The sequence below is a fragment of the Streptomyces cupreus genome (assembly GCF_014257025.1).
Taxonomy (GTDB): Bacteria; Actinomycetota; Actinomycetes; order Streptomycetales; family Streptomycetaceae; genus Streptomyces; species Streptomyces cupreus.
Genome location: NZ_JACMSF010000003.1, coordinates 119,820 through 135,718, shown reverse-complemented (window position 1 = coordinate 135,718; position 15,899 = coordinate 119,820). Strand labels below are relative to the sequence as shown.

16 protein-coding genes and 1 pseudogene are annotated in these 15,899 nt (G+C 67.7%); 13 read left to right on the top strand and 4 right to left on the bottom strand.

The annotated features are described in order from the left end of the window. Window positions 1–25 precede the first annotated feature (25 nt). From H4N64_RS03980 to H4N64_RS03960, 5 genes are read left to right on the top strand one after another with little or no spacing between them, the layout of a single operon-like run. Entirely contained in the window at window positions 26–340 is a 315-nt protein-coding gene (locus H4N64_RS03980) for a hypothetical protein (RefSeq protein ID WP_186280681.1), read from the top strand. Further along, window positions 337–1,617 (top strand): putative T7SS-secreted protein, encoded by a 1,281-nt coding sequence (locus H4N64_RS03975; RefSeq protein ID WP_186280680.1) that lies wholly within the window; start codon window positions 337–339, stop codon window positions 1,615–1,617. Before H4N64_RS03980 ends, H4N64_RS03975 begins: the two co-directional genes overlap by 4 nt. 12 nt (window positions 1,618–1,629) lie before the next feature. After that, window positions 1,630–2,202 (top strand): hypothetical protein, encoded by a 573-nt coding sequence (locus tag H4N64_RS03970; RefSeq protein WP_186280679.1) that lies wholly within the window; start codon window positions 1,630–1,632, stop codon window positions 2,200–2,202. After that, on the top strand, window positions 2,199–2,918 hold the full coding sequence (locus H4N64_RS03965) for a hypothetical protein (protein ID WP_186280678.1): 720 nt from the start codon (window positions 2,199–2,201) through the stop codon (window positions 2,916–2,918). The genes H4N64_RS03970 and H4N64_RS03965 overlap by 4 nt, the downstream gene beginning before the upstream one ends. Beyond that, a complete protein-coding gene (locus tag H4N64_RS03960; protein ID WP_186280677.1) occupies window positions 2,915–3,466 on the top strand; it encodes a hypothetical protein in 552 nt (183 codons plus the stop codon). The genes H4N64_RS03965 and H4N64_RS03960 overlap by 4 nt, the downstream gene beginning before the upstream one ends. A gap of 57 nt (window positions 3,467–3,523) precedes the next feature. Here H4N64_RS03960 and H4N64_RS03955 read toward each other — a convergent pair whose 3' ends face one another. Beyond that, on the bottom strand, window positions 3,524–4,810 hold the full coding sequence (locus tag H4N64_RS03955) for an RNA-guided endonuclease InsQ/TnpB family protein (RefSeq protein WP_186280676.1): 1,287 nt from the start codon (window positions 4,808–4,810) through the stop codon (window positions 3,524–3,526). 190 nt (window positions 4,811–5,000) lie between these two features. Here H4N64_RS03955 and H4N64_RS03950 point away from each other — a divergent pair. Beyond that, window positions 5,001–5,476, top strand: a pseudogene (locus H4N64_RS03950) (GNAT family N-acetyltransferase). Window positions 5,477–5,589: 113 nt separating this feature from the next. After that, window positions 5,590–6,378: a class I SAM-dependent methyltransferase gene (locus H4N64_RS03945; RefSeq protein ID WP_186280675.1), complete on the top strand. Its 789-nt coding sequence runs from the start codon at window positions 5,590–5,592 to the stop codon at window positions 6,376–6,378. Between the two features lies 1 nt (window position 6,379). On the opposite strand, the gene H4N64_RS03940 is transcribed toward H4N64_RS03945, so the two are convergent. Further along, window positions 6,380–7,531 (bottom strand): winged helix DNA-binding domain-containing protein, encoded by a 1,152-nt coding sequence (locus H4N64_RS03940; RefSeq protein WP_186280674.1) that lies wholly within the window; start codon window positions 7,529–7,531, stop codon window positions 6,380–6,382. A gap of 647 nt (window positions 7,532–8,178) precedes the next feature. On the opposite strand from H4N64_RS03940, the gene H4N64_RS03935 reads away from it, so the two are divergent. The 5 genes from H4N64_RS03935 to H4N64_RS03915 all read left to right on the top strand — a co-directional run bounded on the left by H4N64_RS03935 (window position 8,179) and on the right by H4N64_RS03915 (window position 13,686). Next, window positions 8,179–8,586: a hypothetical protein gene (locus H4N64_RS03935; protein WP_186280673.1), complete on the top strand. Its 408-nt coding sequence runs from the start codon at window positions 8,179–8,181 to the stop codon at window positions 8,584–8,586. Window positions 8,587–8,706: 120 nt separating this feature from the next. Further along, the gene (locus tag H4N64_RS03930; protein ID WP_186280672.1) at window positions 8,707–9,480 is read left to right on the top strand and encodes an isoprenyl transferase; all 774 of its coding nucleotides are present in this window, start codon (window positions 8,707–8,709) and stop codon (window positions 9,478–9,480) included. A 325-nt stretch (window positions 9,481–9,805) separates the two neighbouring features. Then, window positions 9,806–11,131, top strand: a complete 1,326-nt coding sequence (locus H4N64_RS03925; RefSeq protein ID WP_186280671.1) for a PhoH family protein — start codon at window positions 9,806–9,808, stop codon at window positions 11,129–11,131. Window positions 11,132–11,550: 419 nt separating this feature from the next. Then, window positions 11,551–12,243, top strand: a complete 693-nt coding sequence (locus H4N64_RS03920; protein ID WP_186280670.1) for an aggregation-promoting factor C-terminal-like domain-containing protein — start codon at window positions 11,551–11,553, stop codon at window positions 12,241–12,243. A 129-nt stretch (window positions 12,244–12,372) separates the two neighbouring features. Continuing rightward, window positions 12,373–13,686, top strand: coding sequence for an AI-2E family transporter (locus tag H4N64_RS03915; RefSeq protein ID WP_186280669.1), 1,314 nt, complete (start codon window positions 12,373–12,375; stop codon window positions 13,684–13,686). A 22-nt stretch (window positions 13,687–13,708) separates the two neighbouring features. Here the strand turns inward: H4N64_RS03915 and H4N64_RS03910 are convergent, their stop codons facing one another. After that, complete coding sequence (locus H4N64_RS03910; RefSeq protein ID WP_186280668.1) at window positions 13,709–14,242, bottom strand: alkyl hydroperoxide reductase; 534 nt, start codon at window positions 14,240–14,242, stop codon at window positions 13,709–13,711. A gap of 6 nt (window positions 14,243–14,248) precedes the next feature. Continuing rightward, complete coding sequence (locus tag H4N64_RS03905) at window positions 14,249–14,803, bottom strand: redoxin domain-containing protein (RefSeq protein WP_186280667.1); 555 nt, start codon at window positions 14,801–14,803, stop codon at window positions 14,249–14,251. Between the two features lie 133 nt (window positions 14,804–14,936). Here H4N64_RS03905 and H4N64_RS03900 point away from each other — a divergent pair, with 133 nt between their 5' ends. Next, window positions 14,937–15,899, top strand: a complete 963-nt coding sequence (locus H4N64_RS03900; RefSeq protein ID WP_186280666.1) for a LysR substrate-binding domain-containing protein — start codon at window positions 14,937–14,939, stop codon at window positions 15,897–15,899.

The window sequence follows — 15,899 nt, the reverse complement described above, 5'->3', positions numbered from 1 at the left end:
CAGGCTTCGCGGAGGGGGAGACAGCGTGGGCGACAGGATCCAAGCCGACCTTGACCTGATCAAGGACTGCTCGGACGCGCTCTTCGGCATCCACAAGGAGTTCGACAAGCACGGCAACCCTGCCGACGGTTACGGCGATGACTTGGGCAGCGACACGCTCCGCGACGCCTTCGACGACTTCTCCGACACGTGGAAGAAGAACCGCAAGGAGCTGATGAAGGACATCGAGAACTTGGCCAAGTTCACCTCGAACGCCGCCAAATCCTACGACGGCCTCGACCACGACCTTGCGAATGCGCTCCGGGACGCCAAGAAGAACGGGAAGAAGAGCAAGAAATGACAGCCCGCCCGAAGGACTGGTCGCCGTTGTACGACTCCGACCCGATACCTGGCGACCCCGACGAGGTCGCCAAGCTCGGCAAGAAGCTGCGCAGCATGGCCGATGAGATCGACAAGCAGGCGCGGAACATCAAGGCGCTGGCGTCGGTCGACGGGTGGAACAGCGAGGCCGGGCGGGCTTTTCACGAGACGGCAGGCGATACCGCGGATCGGTTGAAGAAGGCGTACGACCGTTACGACGAGGCCTCGGCGGCACTCGGTACCAAGGTCATGGTCGGGGAGAGCGAGGAGTACGCCAGCGAGCTTCACCGGGCGCAGCGCATGGCGGACAAGGGCTTGCAGGACTACCGAGACGCGGAGGTCGACTACAAGGCCGCCGGCAAGGTCCTGGAGCCGCTCAACGGGAAGGTCCTGACCGGCGACGACGCGGTGCAGCACAGCAAGCAGCAGAAGCGGCAGGACGATGCCGCCCAGCTCATGCTCCAGGCGGAGAAGAAGATCCTGGCTGCGAAGCAGATCCGTGACAATGCTGCACGCAAGGCCGCCAGGAGGATCAAGAACGTGATCCATCATGACGGGGTCAAAGATCCCGGTGGGTTCATGGACTGGATTGCGGATCACGCGGACTGGTTTTCTGCCGCCGCGACGATTCTGGCGGTGGTGGCCCTGGGAGCCGCCATTGTCTTCACGGGCGGCCTCGCGGCACCGATTATTGCGGGTCTCGCAGCACTTGCCAGTGCCACAGCTTTGTCGGGGCGCCTGTACGACGTGTTCGCCCGAGGTGGGAAGTTCGATGCGCTGAAAATAGGGCTGGATGTTCTCGGCGTCATCCCTGGGCTCGGAGTCTTGCGGGGTCTGACGGCAGCGGCCAAGGGTGGGCGTGGGCTCGCTGCATCGCGGGGTGTCTGGAACGCTTTCACCAATGGCTTCGCCGTGAAGCGGATCAACGACGGAGTCAGGATCGCGTCCAAGATCCTCTCCAAGCGAGGCATCACTAAGGTGAAACTTCCCGCAGAAGGCTTCAACCCGGAGGTGGTAACTCGGTACGTCAAGGGCGCCAGCTTTACCTATCTCCTCGGGAAGTCGTTGAATCGGCTCCGCGATGAGCGGCACGACGACCAGAGCGGTCACCCCTCGTCGCCGCCGGGCGATGCCCGCCCCATGCCGTCGGCGGACACGAGCCCTAGCGCTCCCAACGGGTCTGGCACGCCCTCGCCGACGCCTCGGCCGAGTCCGTCGTCAGCTGCATTCCGCGGTGCCCTGGCGCCCGTAGGGTAGGAGAAGACTGCCATGAGCAATCAGCAAGGGATGACATTCGGGAAGTTCATGGGCGACGACGGGGGCGTCCACGACATGGTCTCCTCGTCGGTCATCGCCGCTGTCCCTGCCGCCAAGGCAGCAGCCGAGCGGTACGGGCGCGAACTACACTTCGACTTCCTCGATGACAGGGCTGTCCACGCGCTGCTGTTCCATCGTTGGGAGGACAACAGGAAGTGGCGCGGACGCGGCTGTCTGGCCAGCATTCCGCTGTTCATCTTCGCAGCGGGTGCCTGGCCGTTCTGGGATCTGGTGGCATCTCAGAAGTCCCGCTCCTTCCAGGTCGCCTTCATCTGTGCGGACGCCCTGATTGTTGTCGGCCTACTGGCCGGGCTGTATTTGTGGCGACGCCCCAGCCTGCGCGACCCATCCCTGCGCAACGTCCGAATCAGGGCTCGCAGGTACCGCGAGATCGCAGGAATCGCTCGCCGTGGCGGAGCTGACATTCCTGCCACATATCCCTATTACGGCATGTACGCCTCGTCCCGGAAATTCTTCCCGGACGCTCCGGAACTGCCCGCCCCTGAAAGCGATGGCCCCGCGTGACCGGTGCATCCAGCACGGCGACCACCATTCCGGCCCAGTCCCGGTCCAACCCTCGGCAGCCAGTGCAATCCATCGGACGCCCGGACGACATCCATGTCCGCTGGGTGATGCCGGAGATCTTTCACGACATGCCGATCACCGTGGAAGACGACGACGAGACGGTCCGACTGCTTGAGGACCTGGCGGCGAACGCACTTCCCGGAGCCCCCGACGAGGACCAGACCAGATTCGCCGTGTTGTGCGCACTCGGCCTGGACGATCTGCAGACATCAGGAGTCGAGTACGCCGGCATCTGTGTCACCGCGGTCGACGGCGATGTCTGCACCGCCACGGTGATGGCAGCACTTGTCGACAGCCCCGACGGCGACCGCGGCATGACACCGGTGAAAACGATCGCGTCCGGCCTCCGCCAGACGAGCACCGACGAGATCTCGGAACTCGAATTGCCGTGTGGTCCAGCCGTGTCCTGCATCGGCACCCGTAATGCCAAGCTCACCGGCGAGCTGACCGAGTCTGGTGAGAGCCTCACCTTCCCGGCCTCGTTCATCCGTGTCTACGTACCGCTTCCGAACGGCACGATTCTGGTGATGGAGCTCAGCACACCCACCATGGCTGGCTGGGACATCTTCTCCACCATGTTCGGAAACGTCGTGAGCAGCATCCGCCTGTTCAAGGCGGATGGGACGCCGCTGATTGCCTCTGGAACCACGGCGTGACTCCAGCCGAGGCTCCGCCGTCCGACTACCGGCTCCTCGTCCCCCGCGATTGGTTTCGCGTCGACCTCACGCACGAGCGATGGCGACGCCACCTGAAGACCTTCGTGGACAAGGAATCCGCGAAGGGCCGTGCACCCTCAGAGCTCACCCGAAGCCTCTGGATGACGCTGCGCAACACCGCCGAGACCGGACTCGCCGACGGTGCACTTGAGTTCTTCCTGAAGACGGAATCACCCCACAGCGCGGCGCTGCCTGCCTCACTCCTGATCTCACTGCGGCTCACGCCCCCTGGACTGACCCCGCAGCCCGACGAGTTGGCGGAGCGGTTGGCCCACCGAAGTGGCCCCGACAGTGACGTGGATGTCCTTGGCTTGCCAGTGGGAAAGGTGATCCGAGCCGTCACCGAGACCACCATGGACTTCCGCATCCACGTGCCCGGTGGCGTGGGTTACCTGCACTTGGCCTTCTCTCTGCCCCTCAGTGGCACGAACAGCCCGATGGGCAACCTGTGCGAGGCCATCGCGCATTCACTGCGCTGGGTCTCATGACGGTGGCTCGTGTTCTTGTCATTGGGCATGGGGTGCAGGATTGACATCCTCCCCCTCTCAAAAGAGGCGGATTCCAACCCAGGCGGGTTGAGGTTCACGGGCGCTCGAACGGCTGGTGGCCGTTGTCACCCCTCCGGCACCGGCTGTTCGCCGGGGGCGAGGGATCCCGCCCTGTCCTGCCGCGACGTTGATACTTGCGTTCTCATCCGCGTTGCAGGTGAACCCGCAGGACACACAGACGAAGTAGGCTTGGCTCTTGCGCGACTTCTTCTCGATCCAACCGCAGGCACTGCACCGCAGCGACGTAAAGGGTGCGGGAACGTCCTCGACCCGGCCCGGGGCCTTCTGCTCAGTGCGCTGCCTCAGCAGGCCCCACCCCTGAGCGAGGATGCACCGGTTCAGTCCGGCCTTCGGCCGGACGTTCTTGCCGGGTTGCTCGACTGTTCCCTTCGCCGAGCGAGTCATGTTCTTGATGTTGAGCTTCTCGAACCGCACGAGCTGACACGTCCTGGCGAGCATCGTGCTGGTCTTCTCGCACCAGTCCTTGCGCCGATTCGCTTCGCGTGCCTTCAACCGGGCGACCCTCGCGTACTCGGCGGCCTTGGCCTCGCTACCTTTCGGAGCGCGAGCGGCACGCCGCTGGTGCTTGCGGATCTGTGCGCGCTCCTTGACCGTGAGCTGCGGGCAGTTCAGCTTCCGGCCGTCGGACAGAGCGGCGGTAATGGTCACACCCCGGTCGATGCCGAGGACCTCGCCCGTTGTCGGCGGGGCGATCGGCTTGGGGACGACGGCGAACGCGATATGCCATTGCCCGTTGCGGAACGTGACCCGGAACGTCTTTGCGGCGGGCAGTTCGGCACGGGTGAGGCGGAAGCGCACCCAGCCACAAGCGGGCACCTTCACCCGCGCCCATCGTCGGTTCAACCTCTGCACCGCGACCGAGCGGCCCATGACCTGCTGACCCTTGGCGTTCAACTTCGCGCTGCCGTCCGGCTCGAACTCCGGGACACGATCGGTGCCGATGACCCGGAAGCCCTCGTGCACGTGCTTCCTGCGCCAGGTCGGCTCACCGAACCCCGAGGTGAAGCGGGCGTTCTTGGCTGTGGTGAAGTCCTTCAGGGCCTGCTGCTGCACATCCGCGTTCCCGGCGGCGAGCCAGGCGCTCTCCCGCCGGGCTTCGGTGAGCTGACGGCACTGCTCCACAAAGCCGGGCGCGGACCTACGGCTGGGCCGCCAGTACGTGTGCTGCTCCACCGCCAGGTTCCACACGTACCGGGCGTGCGCGCAGTGCAGCAACATCTGCTGCTCCTGCACGGGCGTCGGGTACAGCCGGAAACGTGGCATAGCGCGAACCTAGCCATCCCGTTCCTCTTCCGTGCACGTCTTAGATCAGCACCACCCGTGAGAGTGACCGACCAGCCCTGCCTGCCGGTGCCCTCGACCACAAGGACCTCAACTCCCTTAGCCAAGGCGTTCCGGGGAACTCGCTCATCGCCCCACAGCATTGTCAGTGCCGACTGCCACACTCCCCGACATGAGCGACGCCACCGTAGAACTGCGCGATGTCGTGGAAGCCGATCTGCCCACGTTCCTTGAGTACGAGCCGATCCCGAGGCCGTCCGGCGCTCCCGTTTCGCGCCCCGGCCTCGGGAACGCTTTATGCGGCACTGGAAGGAGCGTGTCCTCGGTGACCCCGACTGTCACGTGCAGACCGTCATCCTCGACGGCGAAGTCGCCGGGCACTTCGTCGCCTGGTGGGAGGGCGACCGGCGGTTCATCGGGTACTGGCTCGGGCGGCCCTACTGGGGGCGTGGTGTCGGCAGTCGTGCCCTTGGGCTCTTCCTGGAGCGCGAGACCACCCGTCCCCTGTACGCCGATCCCTTCAAGGGCAACGCCGCTTCCGTCCGGCTCCTGGAGAAGCACGGCTTCCAGCGCATCGGCACCCTCACGCACGGCGTGGACCACGGGCACGACCAGCACATCATGCTCATGCTCCCGAAGGACTCGTGATCCCGCATTCATGACGCAGCAGTCATAACCCCGCCCGCCGATCCCCCCATCGCCCCACCCCACCCCGCCGAAAATCAGCAGCGCCCTCCGACAGCGGCTGCGATCATCGCGGCATGGGTCAGCAGCACAGCAGCCGTAGCTTCGAGGATCTCGTCGCCGAGGGTGCCGCCGTGCCCACCGAGGGCTGGGACTTCTCCTGGTTCGAAGGGCGGGCCACTGAGGCGCGGCCCAGTTGGGGGTACGCCGTCTCCCTGGCCGAGCGGCTGGCCGGTGCCACCGCCGCCCTCGACCTCCAGACCGGGGGAGGGGAAGTGCTCGACTTCGCCCTCCGCCACAGCCCCAAAGCCCCCCTCCTCACCGTCGCCACCGAAGGCTGGCCGCCCAACATCGCCAAGGCCACCGCCCTGCTCGCGCCGCGCGGGGTCGCCGTCGTCGCCTCGCCCGAGCCGGATCCGCTCCCCTTCGCCGACAACGCCTTCGATCTCGTCTCCAGCCGCCACCCCGTGCGGGCCCACTGGACGGAGATCGCCCGGGTGCTCGCGCCCGGCGGCACCTACTTCGCCCAGCACGTCGGGCCCCACAGCGTCTTCGAACTCGTCGAGTACTTCCTCGGGCCACAGCCGGAGGCCGTTCGCAACGGCCGTGATCCGAAAGGAGAGCGCGCCGACGCCGAGGCCGCCGGTCTTGAGATCGTCGATCTGCGTGCCGAGGAACTCCGCATGGAGTTCCACGACATCGCCGCCGTCGTTCACTTCCTGCGCAAGGTGATCTGGATGGTTCCCGGATTCACCGTCGAGGCGTACGCACACCGACTCCGGTCCCTGCATCAACTCATCCAGGACGAGGGGCCCTTCGTCGCCCACAGCACCCGGCATCTCTTCGAGGCCCGTAAGCCGCGCTGACTCAGGCGTGCGGGCCTACCGCCACCTCTCCGAGCACCAACTCCGGCCGGGCCTCCAGTACTTCACCCACCCGCCGCACCTGCTCCTCCAACTCCCGCTCCTGCCGCGCCGTCAGACTGCCCAGCACCTCCACCGTCACCGTCGTACGACGGCCCTGGCGCCGCTGATGCCACACCCCGGCCGCCACCCCGTCCACTAGCAGCACGGGGTAGTTCCCCGCCTGCCCACCCGCCAGCGCCCTTCGGTACGCCTCCCCGGGGAACAGCGACTCCCGGAGACGCGCGGCGTTGACGTACGCGTCGAAGTACGGCAGCAGCCGCACACCCTTCCACCCCGATGACGGGAACGACGTGTCGCCCGCCACCACCCACGCCGGCGCCCCCTCGAAGTCGACCTCCTCGATCGATCCCTCGGCGGCCGTCTTCCGGAAGAGCCGGGTGGCCCAACCGTCCGGTGCCGCCAGCCACTTGGCGAAGTAGGAGGGCGTCGAGGGGCCGTATGCGTGGAGGTAGCGCCGTAGCAGCTCGGCCGTCGCCTCGGCGGGTGGCAGCGGGTCGAAGTGCGGCGGGCGTGTGTACGTCACCTTCCGGCCCCGCCCGGGGCCGAAGCACAGCGCGCCCGCCTGGCCCGCCCGGTGCAGGACCTGTCGCCAGCGCGGCCACATGTCCTGGAAGGCAGGCATGACCAGGTCGCCGGCCCAGGGGCCGGTGCGGGCCACGACCTCCTCGCTCAGTTCGTCGATCGTCAGGCACACCCCGTCCAGCGCGTCCCCGATCGCCGCCACGATCTGCCGGGCCTGTTCGTCCGTGACCCGGACGTCGGGGGCGAAGGAGGCCGATCCGGAGGGGATGGCGGTCAGGGCGGCGGTCCACAGGGGGAGCTCGTGGGCGGGGAGCAGATGTACGGTGCCGCGCGGGCCGTGGGTCTTCACGAGGGAGCGGTCGTCCCAGAGGGCGGTGCGTACATCCGCCCGGGTCAGGCCGGAGGACCGTACGCCGATCGACAGCTCGGCCGCGGAGAGCACCTGGGCGTGCGCGCCGAGCATCGCCGACACGATGCCGGGGACCGAATCGCCTCCCGACGCCGCATTGGCCAGGAACTGTCGTTCGAGCCGCCGTGCGCTCGTCTCTTGCCAGGAGATCGTCACCGTCATGGGGTGACCGTAGGGGGGACTAGGTCAGGTTGCGTCCTCTTGGTCACCCCACGCCGCCGCACGCCATCCGGCGCCACCGACAGAGCCGTAGCAAATATGGCAAACAAGGCATGAAGGGCAGCCCGCCCTATGCATCCAAGGCTTCGCACCTTGCCCACATTGTTATCGCTTGTCGCTCGCGTCTCATCCGTCTCTCACGTAAGTTCAGACCAAGGTAATTCGCGTCAGTAAAGCTGCGCGCGCGGCACCGCGCAGTGGAGGGGGCTGTGCGGTGCCGTGCCACCTGCGGCGGGTGTGTCGCCGTACGGCCCCGCCCGGGCGTCAAGCCGGCGTTCGCTGCCCGGGTCACCCGGGGGAGGGATGGGCGGACAACTCGCCGAGCGGGTGGCAAGGCTGTCGAACCGGCCGCTTCCCCTCTTATCCGGACCGATTGTCCTGGGGATCCGCCGCGTTCCGGCCATGAGCCTCGCCTGAAACCCCCGCCCGCGCCCACCGCCGCGTCGTCGTCCGGTTTCGGAGAGTAGTTGTGGCACGCCGATGCACGCAGGATCACTTACGAAGGGTTATGGTGGAAACCCCCCCTCGGGCCGGTCCGTCTCCCCCCCACGGACCGGCCCGTTTTCTTTGCCCCGGTTACAGTCCGGTACATGTCATTCGGACCGCCTGATCAGCCGCCGTACCAGCAGCACACGTACCCTCCCCTCGCCATGCCCGACTCGGTGCGCGCGACCCAGATCGTGGTGTGGGCCACCGCGGGAGTCTCCGTTCTCCACGCCTTCGCGGCCGGGAGCGCGTACAGCGCCGGATACATCGTCGGCGGCTACTTCATGCTGTGGGTCATCGCACTCCTCGCGCTCTTCTACCCGAACGCCGGCGGCGGCGTCCGTACCGCCTCGATCGTGCTCGCGATCTTCCAGATCCTCTTCGCGCTGAGCGCGCTGTCCAGGAAGGAAGCCCTGCTCGGCGTCATCCCGCTCGGCGCCGCGATCACGGTTGTCGTACTGCTCAGGCGGGACGCCGCCGACGCGTGGTTCAGCCGGCCCCGGAGCCGCTGACACCCGCCCCCGGCACCCGGGGGTAGGCTTCCGCAGCGGGGACCGCCACCGGGCTGGGACCGCCCTCGGGAATCTGGCCGGGGCCGGCCGCCCGATCCGTACGGAGGGGCTGACAATCACGTGAACCTGCGCGACAAGCTGCGCGGCCTGCTGGTCAGGCTGTACGCGCGCCGGGTGGAAGGTCACCTGGACCACGCTCAGGTGCCGGGGCACATCGGCGTCATCATGGACGGCAACCGCCGCTGGGCGAAGGCCGCGGGTTCCACCACCGTGCACGGTCACCGGGCCGGGGCCGAGAAGATCGAGGAGTTCCTCGGCTGGTGCGCCGAGACGGACGTCGAGGTCGTCACCCTCTGGCTGCTGTCGACGGACAACTTCGAGCGCCCGCAGGACGAACTGGTCCCCCTGCTCGGCATCATCGAGGACGTCGTACGCACCCTCGCCGCCGACGGCCGCTGGCGCGTCCGCCACGTCGGCACCCGCGATCTGCTGCCGCAGGGGATGCAGACCACCCTCAAGGAGGCCGAGGAGGCCACCGCGCACGTCGACGGCATAGTCGTCAACCTCGCCATCGGCTACGGCGGTCGCCAGGAGATCGCCGACGCGGTGCGCTCGATGCTGCTCGACGCCCACGACAAGGGCGTGTCGATGGAGAAGCTCGCCGACACCGTCGACATCGAGATGATCGGCCGCCACCTCTACACCGGCGACCAGCCCGAGCCGGATCTGGTGATCCGCACCAGCGGTGAACAGCGGTTGTCCGGATTCATGCTGTGGCAGACGGCGCACTCCGAGTACTACTTCTGTGAGGTGTTCTGGCCGGCCTTCCGCAAGGTCGACTTCCTGCGCGCGATGCGCGACTACGCCGCCCGCCACCGCCGTTACGGCGGCTGAAGGGCTGAGCCACAGGTCACCCGGGGCTACTCCGTCTGGGGCAGAAGTAACAAGGAGTTCATCAGGGCGCCGTCATATGCCGTGGCATGGCAGCGCTTGTTCGAGGGCATAAGCCAAGCAGGTCGACACCCGAACCACGGGTGTCGGATCTCAGCGGACGGCACGGGGCCGTCCGCCCGGGAGGCCCTTTGCACCAGCCCGATCGTGCGGTCACCGTACGGACGAAGCAGCCAAGGGCCGGTTCTCGGCCCGTGCATCGGGGCCGTCGACCGGTCCAGCTCATCTCCGTCGCTCCCCGACCTCTTCCGAGGGGGTACGTCCTTCCGTGGTGACCAGCACAAAGCGCCACAAGCCCGACCGGCGCACCTACGTTCTCGACACCAGCGTCCTGCTGGCCGACCCGCACGCCCTGAACCGCTTCGACGAGCACGAGGTCGTGCTCCCCATCGTCGTGGTCACGGAGCTGGAGGCCAAGCGGCACCATCCCGAACTCGGCTACTTCGCCCGGCAGGCGCTGCGTCTGCTCGACGAGTTCCGGGTCCGGTTCGGCCGTCTCGACGCCCCCATCCCGATCGGGGACCTCGGCGGGACGGTGCGTGTCGAGCTCAACCACTCGGACCCCAGCGTTCTGCCGACCGGCTACCGCCTGGGGGACAACGACTCCCGCATCCTCGCGGTCGCCCGCAATCTGCAGGCCGAGGGGTTCGACGTCACCGTGGTGTCGAAGGACCTCCCGCTCAGGATCAAGGCCTCGTCCGTCGGACTCCTCGCCGAGGAGTACCGCGCCGAACTCGCCATCACGGACTCCTCCGGCTGGACCGGAATGTCCGAACTGACCCTGGCCGGCGAGCAGGTGGACATCCTCTTCGAGGAGGGGCACGCGTATGTGCCCGAGGCGGCGGACCTGCCGGTGCACACCGGGCTCACCATCCAGTCCGAGCGCGGCAAGGCGCTGGGCCGGGTGACGGCCGAGGGCAACATCCGGCTGGTGCGCGGCGATCGGGAGGCGTTCGGTATCAAGGGGCGCAGCGCCGAGCAGCGCATCGCGCTCGATCTGCTGCTCGACCCGGACATCGGGATCGTGTCGATGGGCGGCCGGGCCGGCACCGGTAAGTCGGCGCTGGCGCTGTGCGCGGGTCTGGAGGCGGTGCTGGAGCGCCGTCAGCACCAGAAGGTGATGGTCTTCCGGCCGCTGTACGCCGTCGGCGGGCAGGAGCTCGGCTATCTGCCGGGCACCGAGGCCGAGAAGATGAGCCCGTGGGCGCAGGCGGTGTTCGACACGCTGTCCGCGGTCACCAGCCGCGAGGTCATCGAAGAGGTCACCGCGCGCGGGATGCTGGAGGTCCTTCCGCTCACCCATATCCGTGGACGCTCGCTGCACGACGCGTTTGTGATCGTGGACGAGGCGCAGTCGCTGGAACGGAATGTCCTGCTGACCGTTCTGTCCCGAATCGGCGCGAATTCACGGGTGGTTCTGACTCATGACGTGGCCCAGCGGGACAACCTCCGGGTCGGGCGCTACGACGGTGTCGTCGCCGTCGTGGAGAAGCTGAAGGGGCATCCGCTCTTCGCCCATGTCACGCTGACGCGGTCCGAGAGGTCCCAGATCGCCGCCCTTGTGACCGAAATGCTGGAGGATGGGCAGATCTGACCCGAGTGCTCAACTTGGGTTGGCTACCAGCCAGTTGGCGCCGTCCGACAAAGGCCCAGAGCCTAGTCGGGCGGCGCCTTGGCGTGTTGCTGTTTCTCGGAAGTCGCAGGGCCAAACGAGATGTGAGCTTTCACACGCGGCACAGAATTGCCTTGCGGTGTCCGGGTGCGGCAGAGTCTCACTCCTGTCAGGCCCCGCATACGACACATCTGTACCCCCAGCGGTACGGCACAACTTGAGAAGCACCGCTAACTCCATAGCGTCGTCGTATGCCGCCCGCGCACCATGCGGCGCTCCCCGCAAGGGAGTTGCCCACCGGGCCCGTGCCTCCCGTGACCCCGCAGTTGGGAGGCCAGTGCCAGGGGCACGATTGCGTCCGCCAGGGTCACCGAAGCGGGCGATGCTGGAAGGAAAACCGTGTGAGCCGGATTTCGGTCCGGGGATTCGCAGTGGCCTCGGCCACCGCGGTCACCGCTGTCGGAAGCGTCGTCGGTGTTGCCTCGGGCAGCACCGCGCAGAACAACGACGCCGAAGCGACGGCAGCCGACGCGACGCTCCTCGCGGACATACCCACGGGCCAGCAGGCCCAGGTGCAGACCGCGTCCCTGACGCAGCAGGCGAACGTCCAGGCGATCGCCGCCGACGCGAGCGCCAAGAAGGACGCGGAGGAAGCGGCCCGCAAGGCCGCCGCCCAGAGCGCGATCGAGAAGAAGGAAGCCGCGGAGAAGGCGGCGAAGGCTGCAGAGGAAGCCAAGGAGCGCGAAGAGGCCGAGGCGAAGGCCTCCCGGTCCTCCTCCAGCTTCCCGGTGCAGAGCTCGTACACCGTCGCGCAGATCCAGGCGATGGCGCAGCAGATGGTGCCGTCCGGCCAGTACCAGTGCTTCAGCAACATCGTGGACCACGAGTCCAGCTGGAACTACCAGGCCGTGAACCCGTCCTCCGGCGCCTACGGCCTCTTCCAGGCGCTGCCGGCCGGCAAGTACGCCTCCGCAGGCTCCGACTGGCAGACCAACCCCGCGACCCAGATCAAGTGGGGCCTCAACTACATGAACGAGCGGTACGGCAGCCCGTGCGACGCCTGGTCGTTCTGGCAGGCCAACCACTGGTACTAGGCCCTCCGCGGCACCTCTCAACCCTCGGCAACCCCTCACCGTCCTACGGTGGGGGGCTTTGCCATGTACGGTCGGAGCCGACGACTCCAGGGGGGAGTGGTGGGGAAAGACGGGGGAAGAGGACGGATCATGTCGCGAGTGCCAGGGTGGCTCGGTCGGCTCGGCAACGGACTGACGCAGATGGGAGAGCGGTTGGACGAGCGCCGCGCGGAGGTGGAGCGCGAGAGCGCCGACTCCCCGCCCGCGCCCTCGCCGATGCCCTCCGACAAGGTGCCGCCGCCCCCTGAACCCCTGCCCGCCGCTCCGGCGCGTCCGGATCCCGCGCTCGCCGTGCCGTGGGGTGTGCGGGTCGCCGCCGAGGCCGGGTGGCGGCTGCTGGTGCTGGCCGGCACCGTGTGGGTGCTGATGCGGGTCATCAGCGCCGTACAGCTGGTGGTGCTGGCGTTCGTGGCGGCGCTGCTGATCACCGCGCTGCTGGAGCCGACGGTGACGCGCCTGCGCCGCTACGGCTTCCCGCGGGGCCTGGCGACCGCGCTCACCGCGATCCTGGGCTTCGTCGTGATGGGTCTGATGGGCTGGTTCGTCACCTGGCAGGTGATGGAGAACATCGACAACCTCTCCGACCAGGTCCAGGACGGCATCGACGAGCTGCGCAACTGGCTGCTGGACAGCCCCTTCCACGTCACCGACAAGCAGATCAACGACATCGCCGAGAACCTGCGCGACACCATCGGCGCCAACACCGACGAGATCACCTCGGCGGGCCTGGAGGGCGTCACGGTCATCGTCGAGGCGCTGACCGGCATTCTGCTTGCGGCCTTCTCGACGCTCTTCCTGCTCTACGACGGCAAGCGGATCTGGGAGTGGTCGCTGAAGCTGGTGCCCGCGGCGGCCCGCGAGGGGGTGGCGGGTGCGGGACCGGCCGCGTGGCGGACGCTCACGGCGTATGTGCGCGGCACGGTGATTGTGGCCCTGATCGACGCGGTGTTCATCGGCATCGGCATCTACTTCCTGGATGTGCCGATGGCCGTCCCGCTGGCCGTGTTCATCTTCCTGTTCTCCTTCATCCCGCTCGTGGGCGCGGTGGCCTCCGGCGCGCTGGCGGTCGTGGTCGCCCTGGTGACCCAGGGTGTGTTCACGGCGGTGATGACGTTGGCGGTCGTGCTGGCGGTGCAGCAGATCGAGGGGCACATCCTCCAGCCGTTCATCCTCGGCCGGGCGGTCCGCGTCCATCCGCTGGCGGTGGTTCTGTCGGTAGCGGCGGGCGGCATGGTGGCGGGAATCGGCGGCGCGGTGGTCGCCGTACCCCTGGTGGCGGTGACCAACACGGTGGTGACGTATCTGCGTGCGTACTCGCGGGAGCAGGCGTTGCAACGGCAGGCGGCCGCTGCGGTGACCCAGGCCGAGCCGGTCGACGCCGAGGGCCCCGTCCACCAGGAGTGAACGGGGCCCAGGGAGAGCCGGCTTACGCGGAGAGCACCGCTTCCGTCTCCAGCGTCACACCGACCGCCTGGATCACCGAGGCGATCTTGAACGCCTCCTGGATGACCTCGCGCTCGATGCCCGCCTTGCGCAGCACCTGCTCGTGCGAGTCGAGGCACATGCCGCAGCCGTTGATGGCGGAGACAGCGAAGGACCACAGTTCGAAGTCGACCTTGTCGACACCGGGGTTGCCGATGACGTTCATCCGCAGACCCGCGCGCAGGGTGCCGTACTCGTGGTCCGACAGCAGATGGCGGGTGCGGTAGAAGACGTTGTTCATCGCCATGATGGCGGCGGCCGACTTGGCGGCGGTGTACGCCTCCGGCGTCAGGTTCGCCTTCGCCTCCGGCTCCAGCTCGCGCAGCACGATCGGGGAGCGCGAGGCGATGGCGGTCGCCAGCACGGTGCCCCACAGCTGCTGCGCCGGGAGGTCGGAGTTGCCGATGACCGAGCCCAGGTTGAGCTTCAGGTCCTTGGCGTAGTCCGGGACCGCGGACTTCAGGGAGTCGAGCGACATCTCAGGTCACTCCCCGGCCAGCAGCTTGACCGGGTCCAGCGTCTCGTCGCCCTTGCTCCAGTTGCACGGGCAGAGCTCGTCGGTCTGGAGCGCGTCGAGGACCCGCAGGACCTCCTTGGGGTTACGGCCCACCGAACCCGCGGTCACCATGGAGAACTGGATCTCGTTGTTCTGGTCGACGATGAAGACCGCGCGCTTGGCGAAGCCGTCCTCGCCCTCGATGCCCAGGTCGCGCATCAGCTCGCGCTTGGTGTCGGCCAGCATCGGGAACGGCAGGTCGCGCAGGTCGTCGTGGTCTTTGCGCCAGGCGTGGTGCACATACTCGGAGTCACCGGAGAAGCCGAGGATCTGGGCGTCGCGGTCGGCGAATTCCTCGTTCAGCTTGCCGAAGGCCGCGATCTCCGTCGGGCACACGAAAGTGAAGTCGGCAGGCCATGCGAACACGATCTTCCACTTGCCCTCGTAGGACTTGTGGTGGATCTGCTCGAACTCCTCGCCCTTCTCCAGCGAGACACAGGCGGTCAGTTCGAACTCGGGGAACTTGTCACCAACAGTGAGCACAGGCTCTCCTTGCAGCGAAGAAGCGTCCGGATCGCGGACGCTTCCCATGGGTTGGACGAGCCCGATGCTGGCACAAGGTGCATTGATTAGAGAAATCGCTACACTCGGTTGTGTTGATCGGAGGCGATTATCAGTGACCGTGGGTAATGGTGGAACCAAGAGGCGGCTGCCCAGTCTGGCCCAGCTGCGGGCCTTCGCGGCCGTGGCGGAGCATCTGCACTTCCGGGACGCGGCCGCCGCCATCGGCATGAGCCAGCCCGCGCTGTCCGGCGCCGTCGCCGCGCTGGAGGAGACCCTCGGCGTCACCCTCCTTGAACGTACGACCCGCAAGGTGCTGCTCTCCCCGGCCGGCGAGCGGCTCGCTGTACGCGCGAAGGCCGTACTGGACGAGGTGGGCGCGCTCATGGAGGAGGCGGAGGCGGTACGGGCGCCCTTCACCGGGGTGCTCCGGCTCGGGGTCATCCCGACCGTCGCGCCCTATCTGCTGCCGACGGTTCTGCGCCTGGTGCACGACCGCTACCCGGACCTCGACCTCCAGGTCCACGAGGAGCAGACCGCAAGCCTCGTCGACGGCCTGAACACCGGCCGCCTCGATCTGCTGCTGCTCGCCGTCCCGCTCGGGGTGCCCGGGGTGATCGAACTCCCGCTGTTCGACGAGGACTTCGTACTGGTCACACCGTTGGACCACCGGCTGGGCGGCCGTGAGGGCATTCCGCGTGAGGCGCTGAAGGAGCTGAATCTGCTGCTCCTGGACGAGGGGCACTGTCTGCGCGACCAGGCCCTGGACATCTGCCGGGAGGCCGGCCGCGAGGACGCCCCGGTCACCACCACGGCCGCCGGTCTCTCCACCCTGGTCCAGCTCGTCGCGGGCGGACTCGGCGTCACCCTGCTGCCGCGCACGGCCGTCAAGGTCGAGACGAGCCGCAGCAACCAGCTGATGACCGGCTCCTTCGCCGACCCGGCCCCCACCCGCCGCATCGCCCTCGCCATGCGCACGGGCGCGGCCCGCAGCGCGGAGTACCAGGAACTGGCCGCCGCACTGCGGGCCGCGCTGCGCCCGCTGCCGGTAAGGGTGCTGGACGCCGGGACCGCCTAG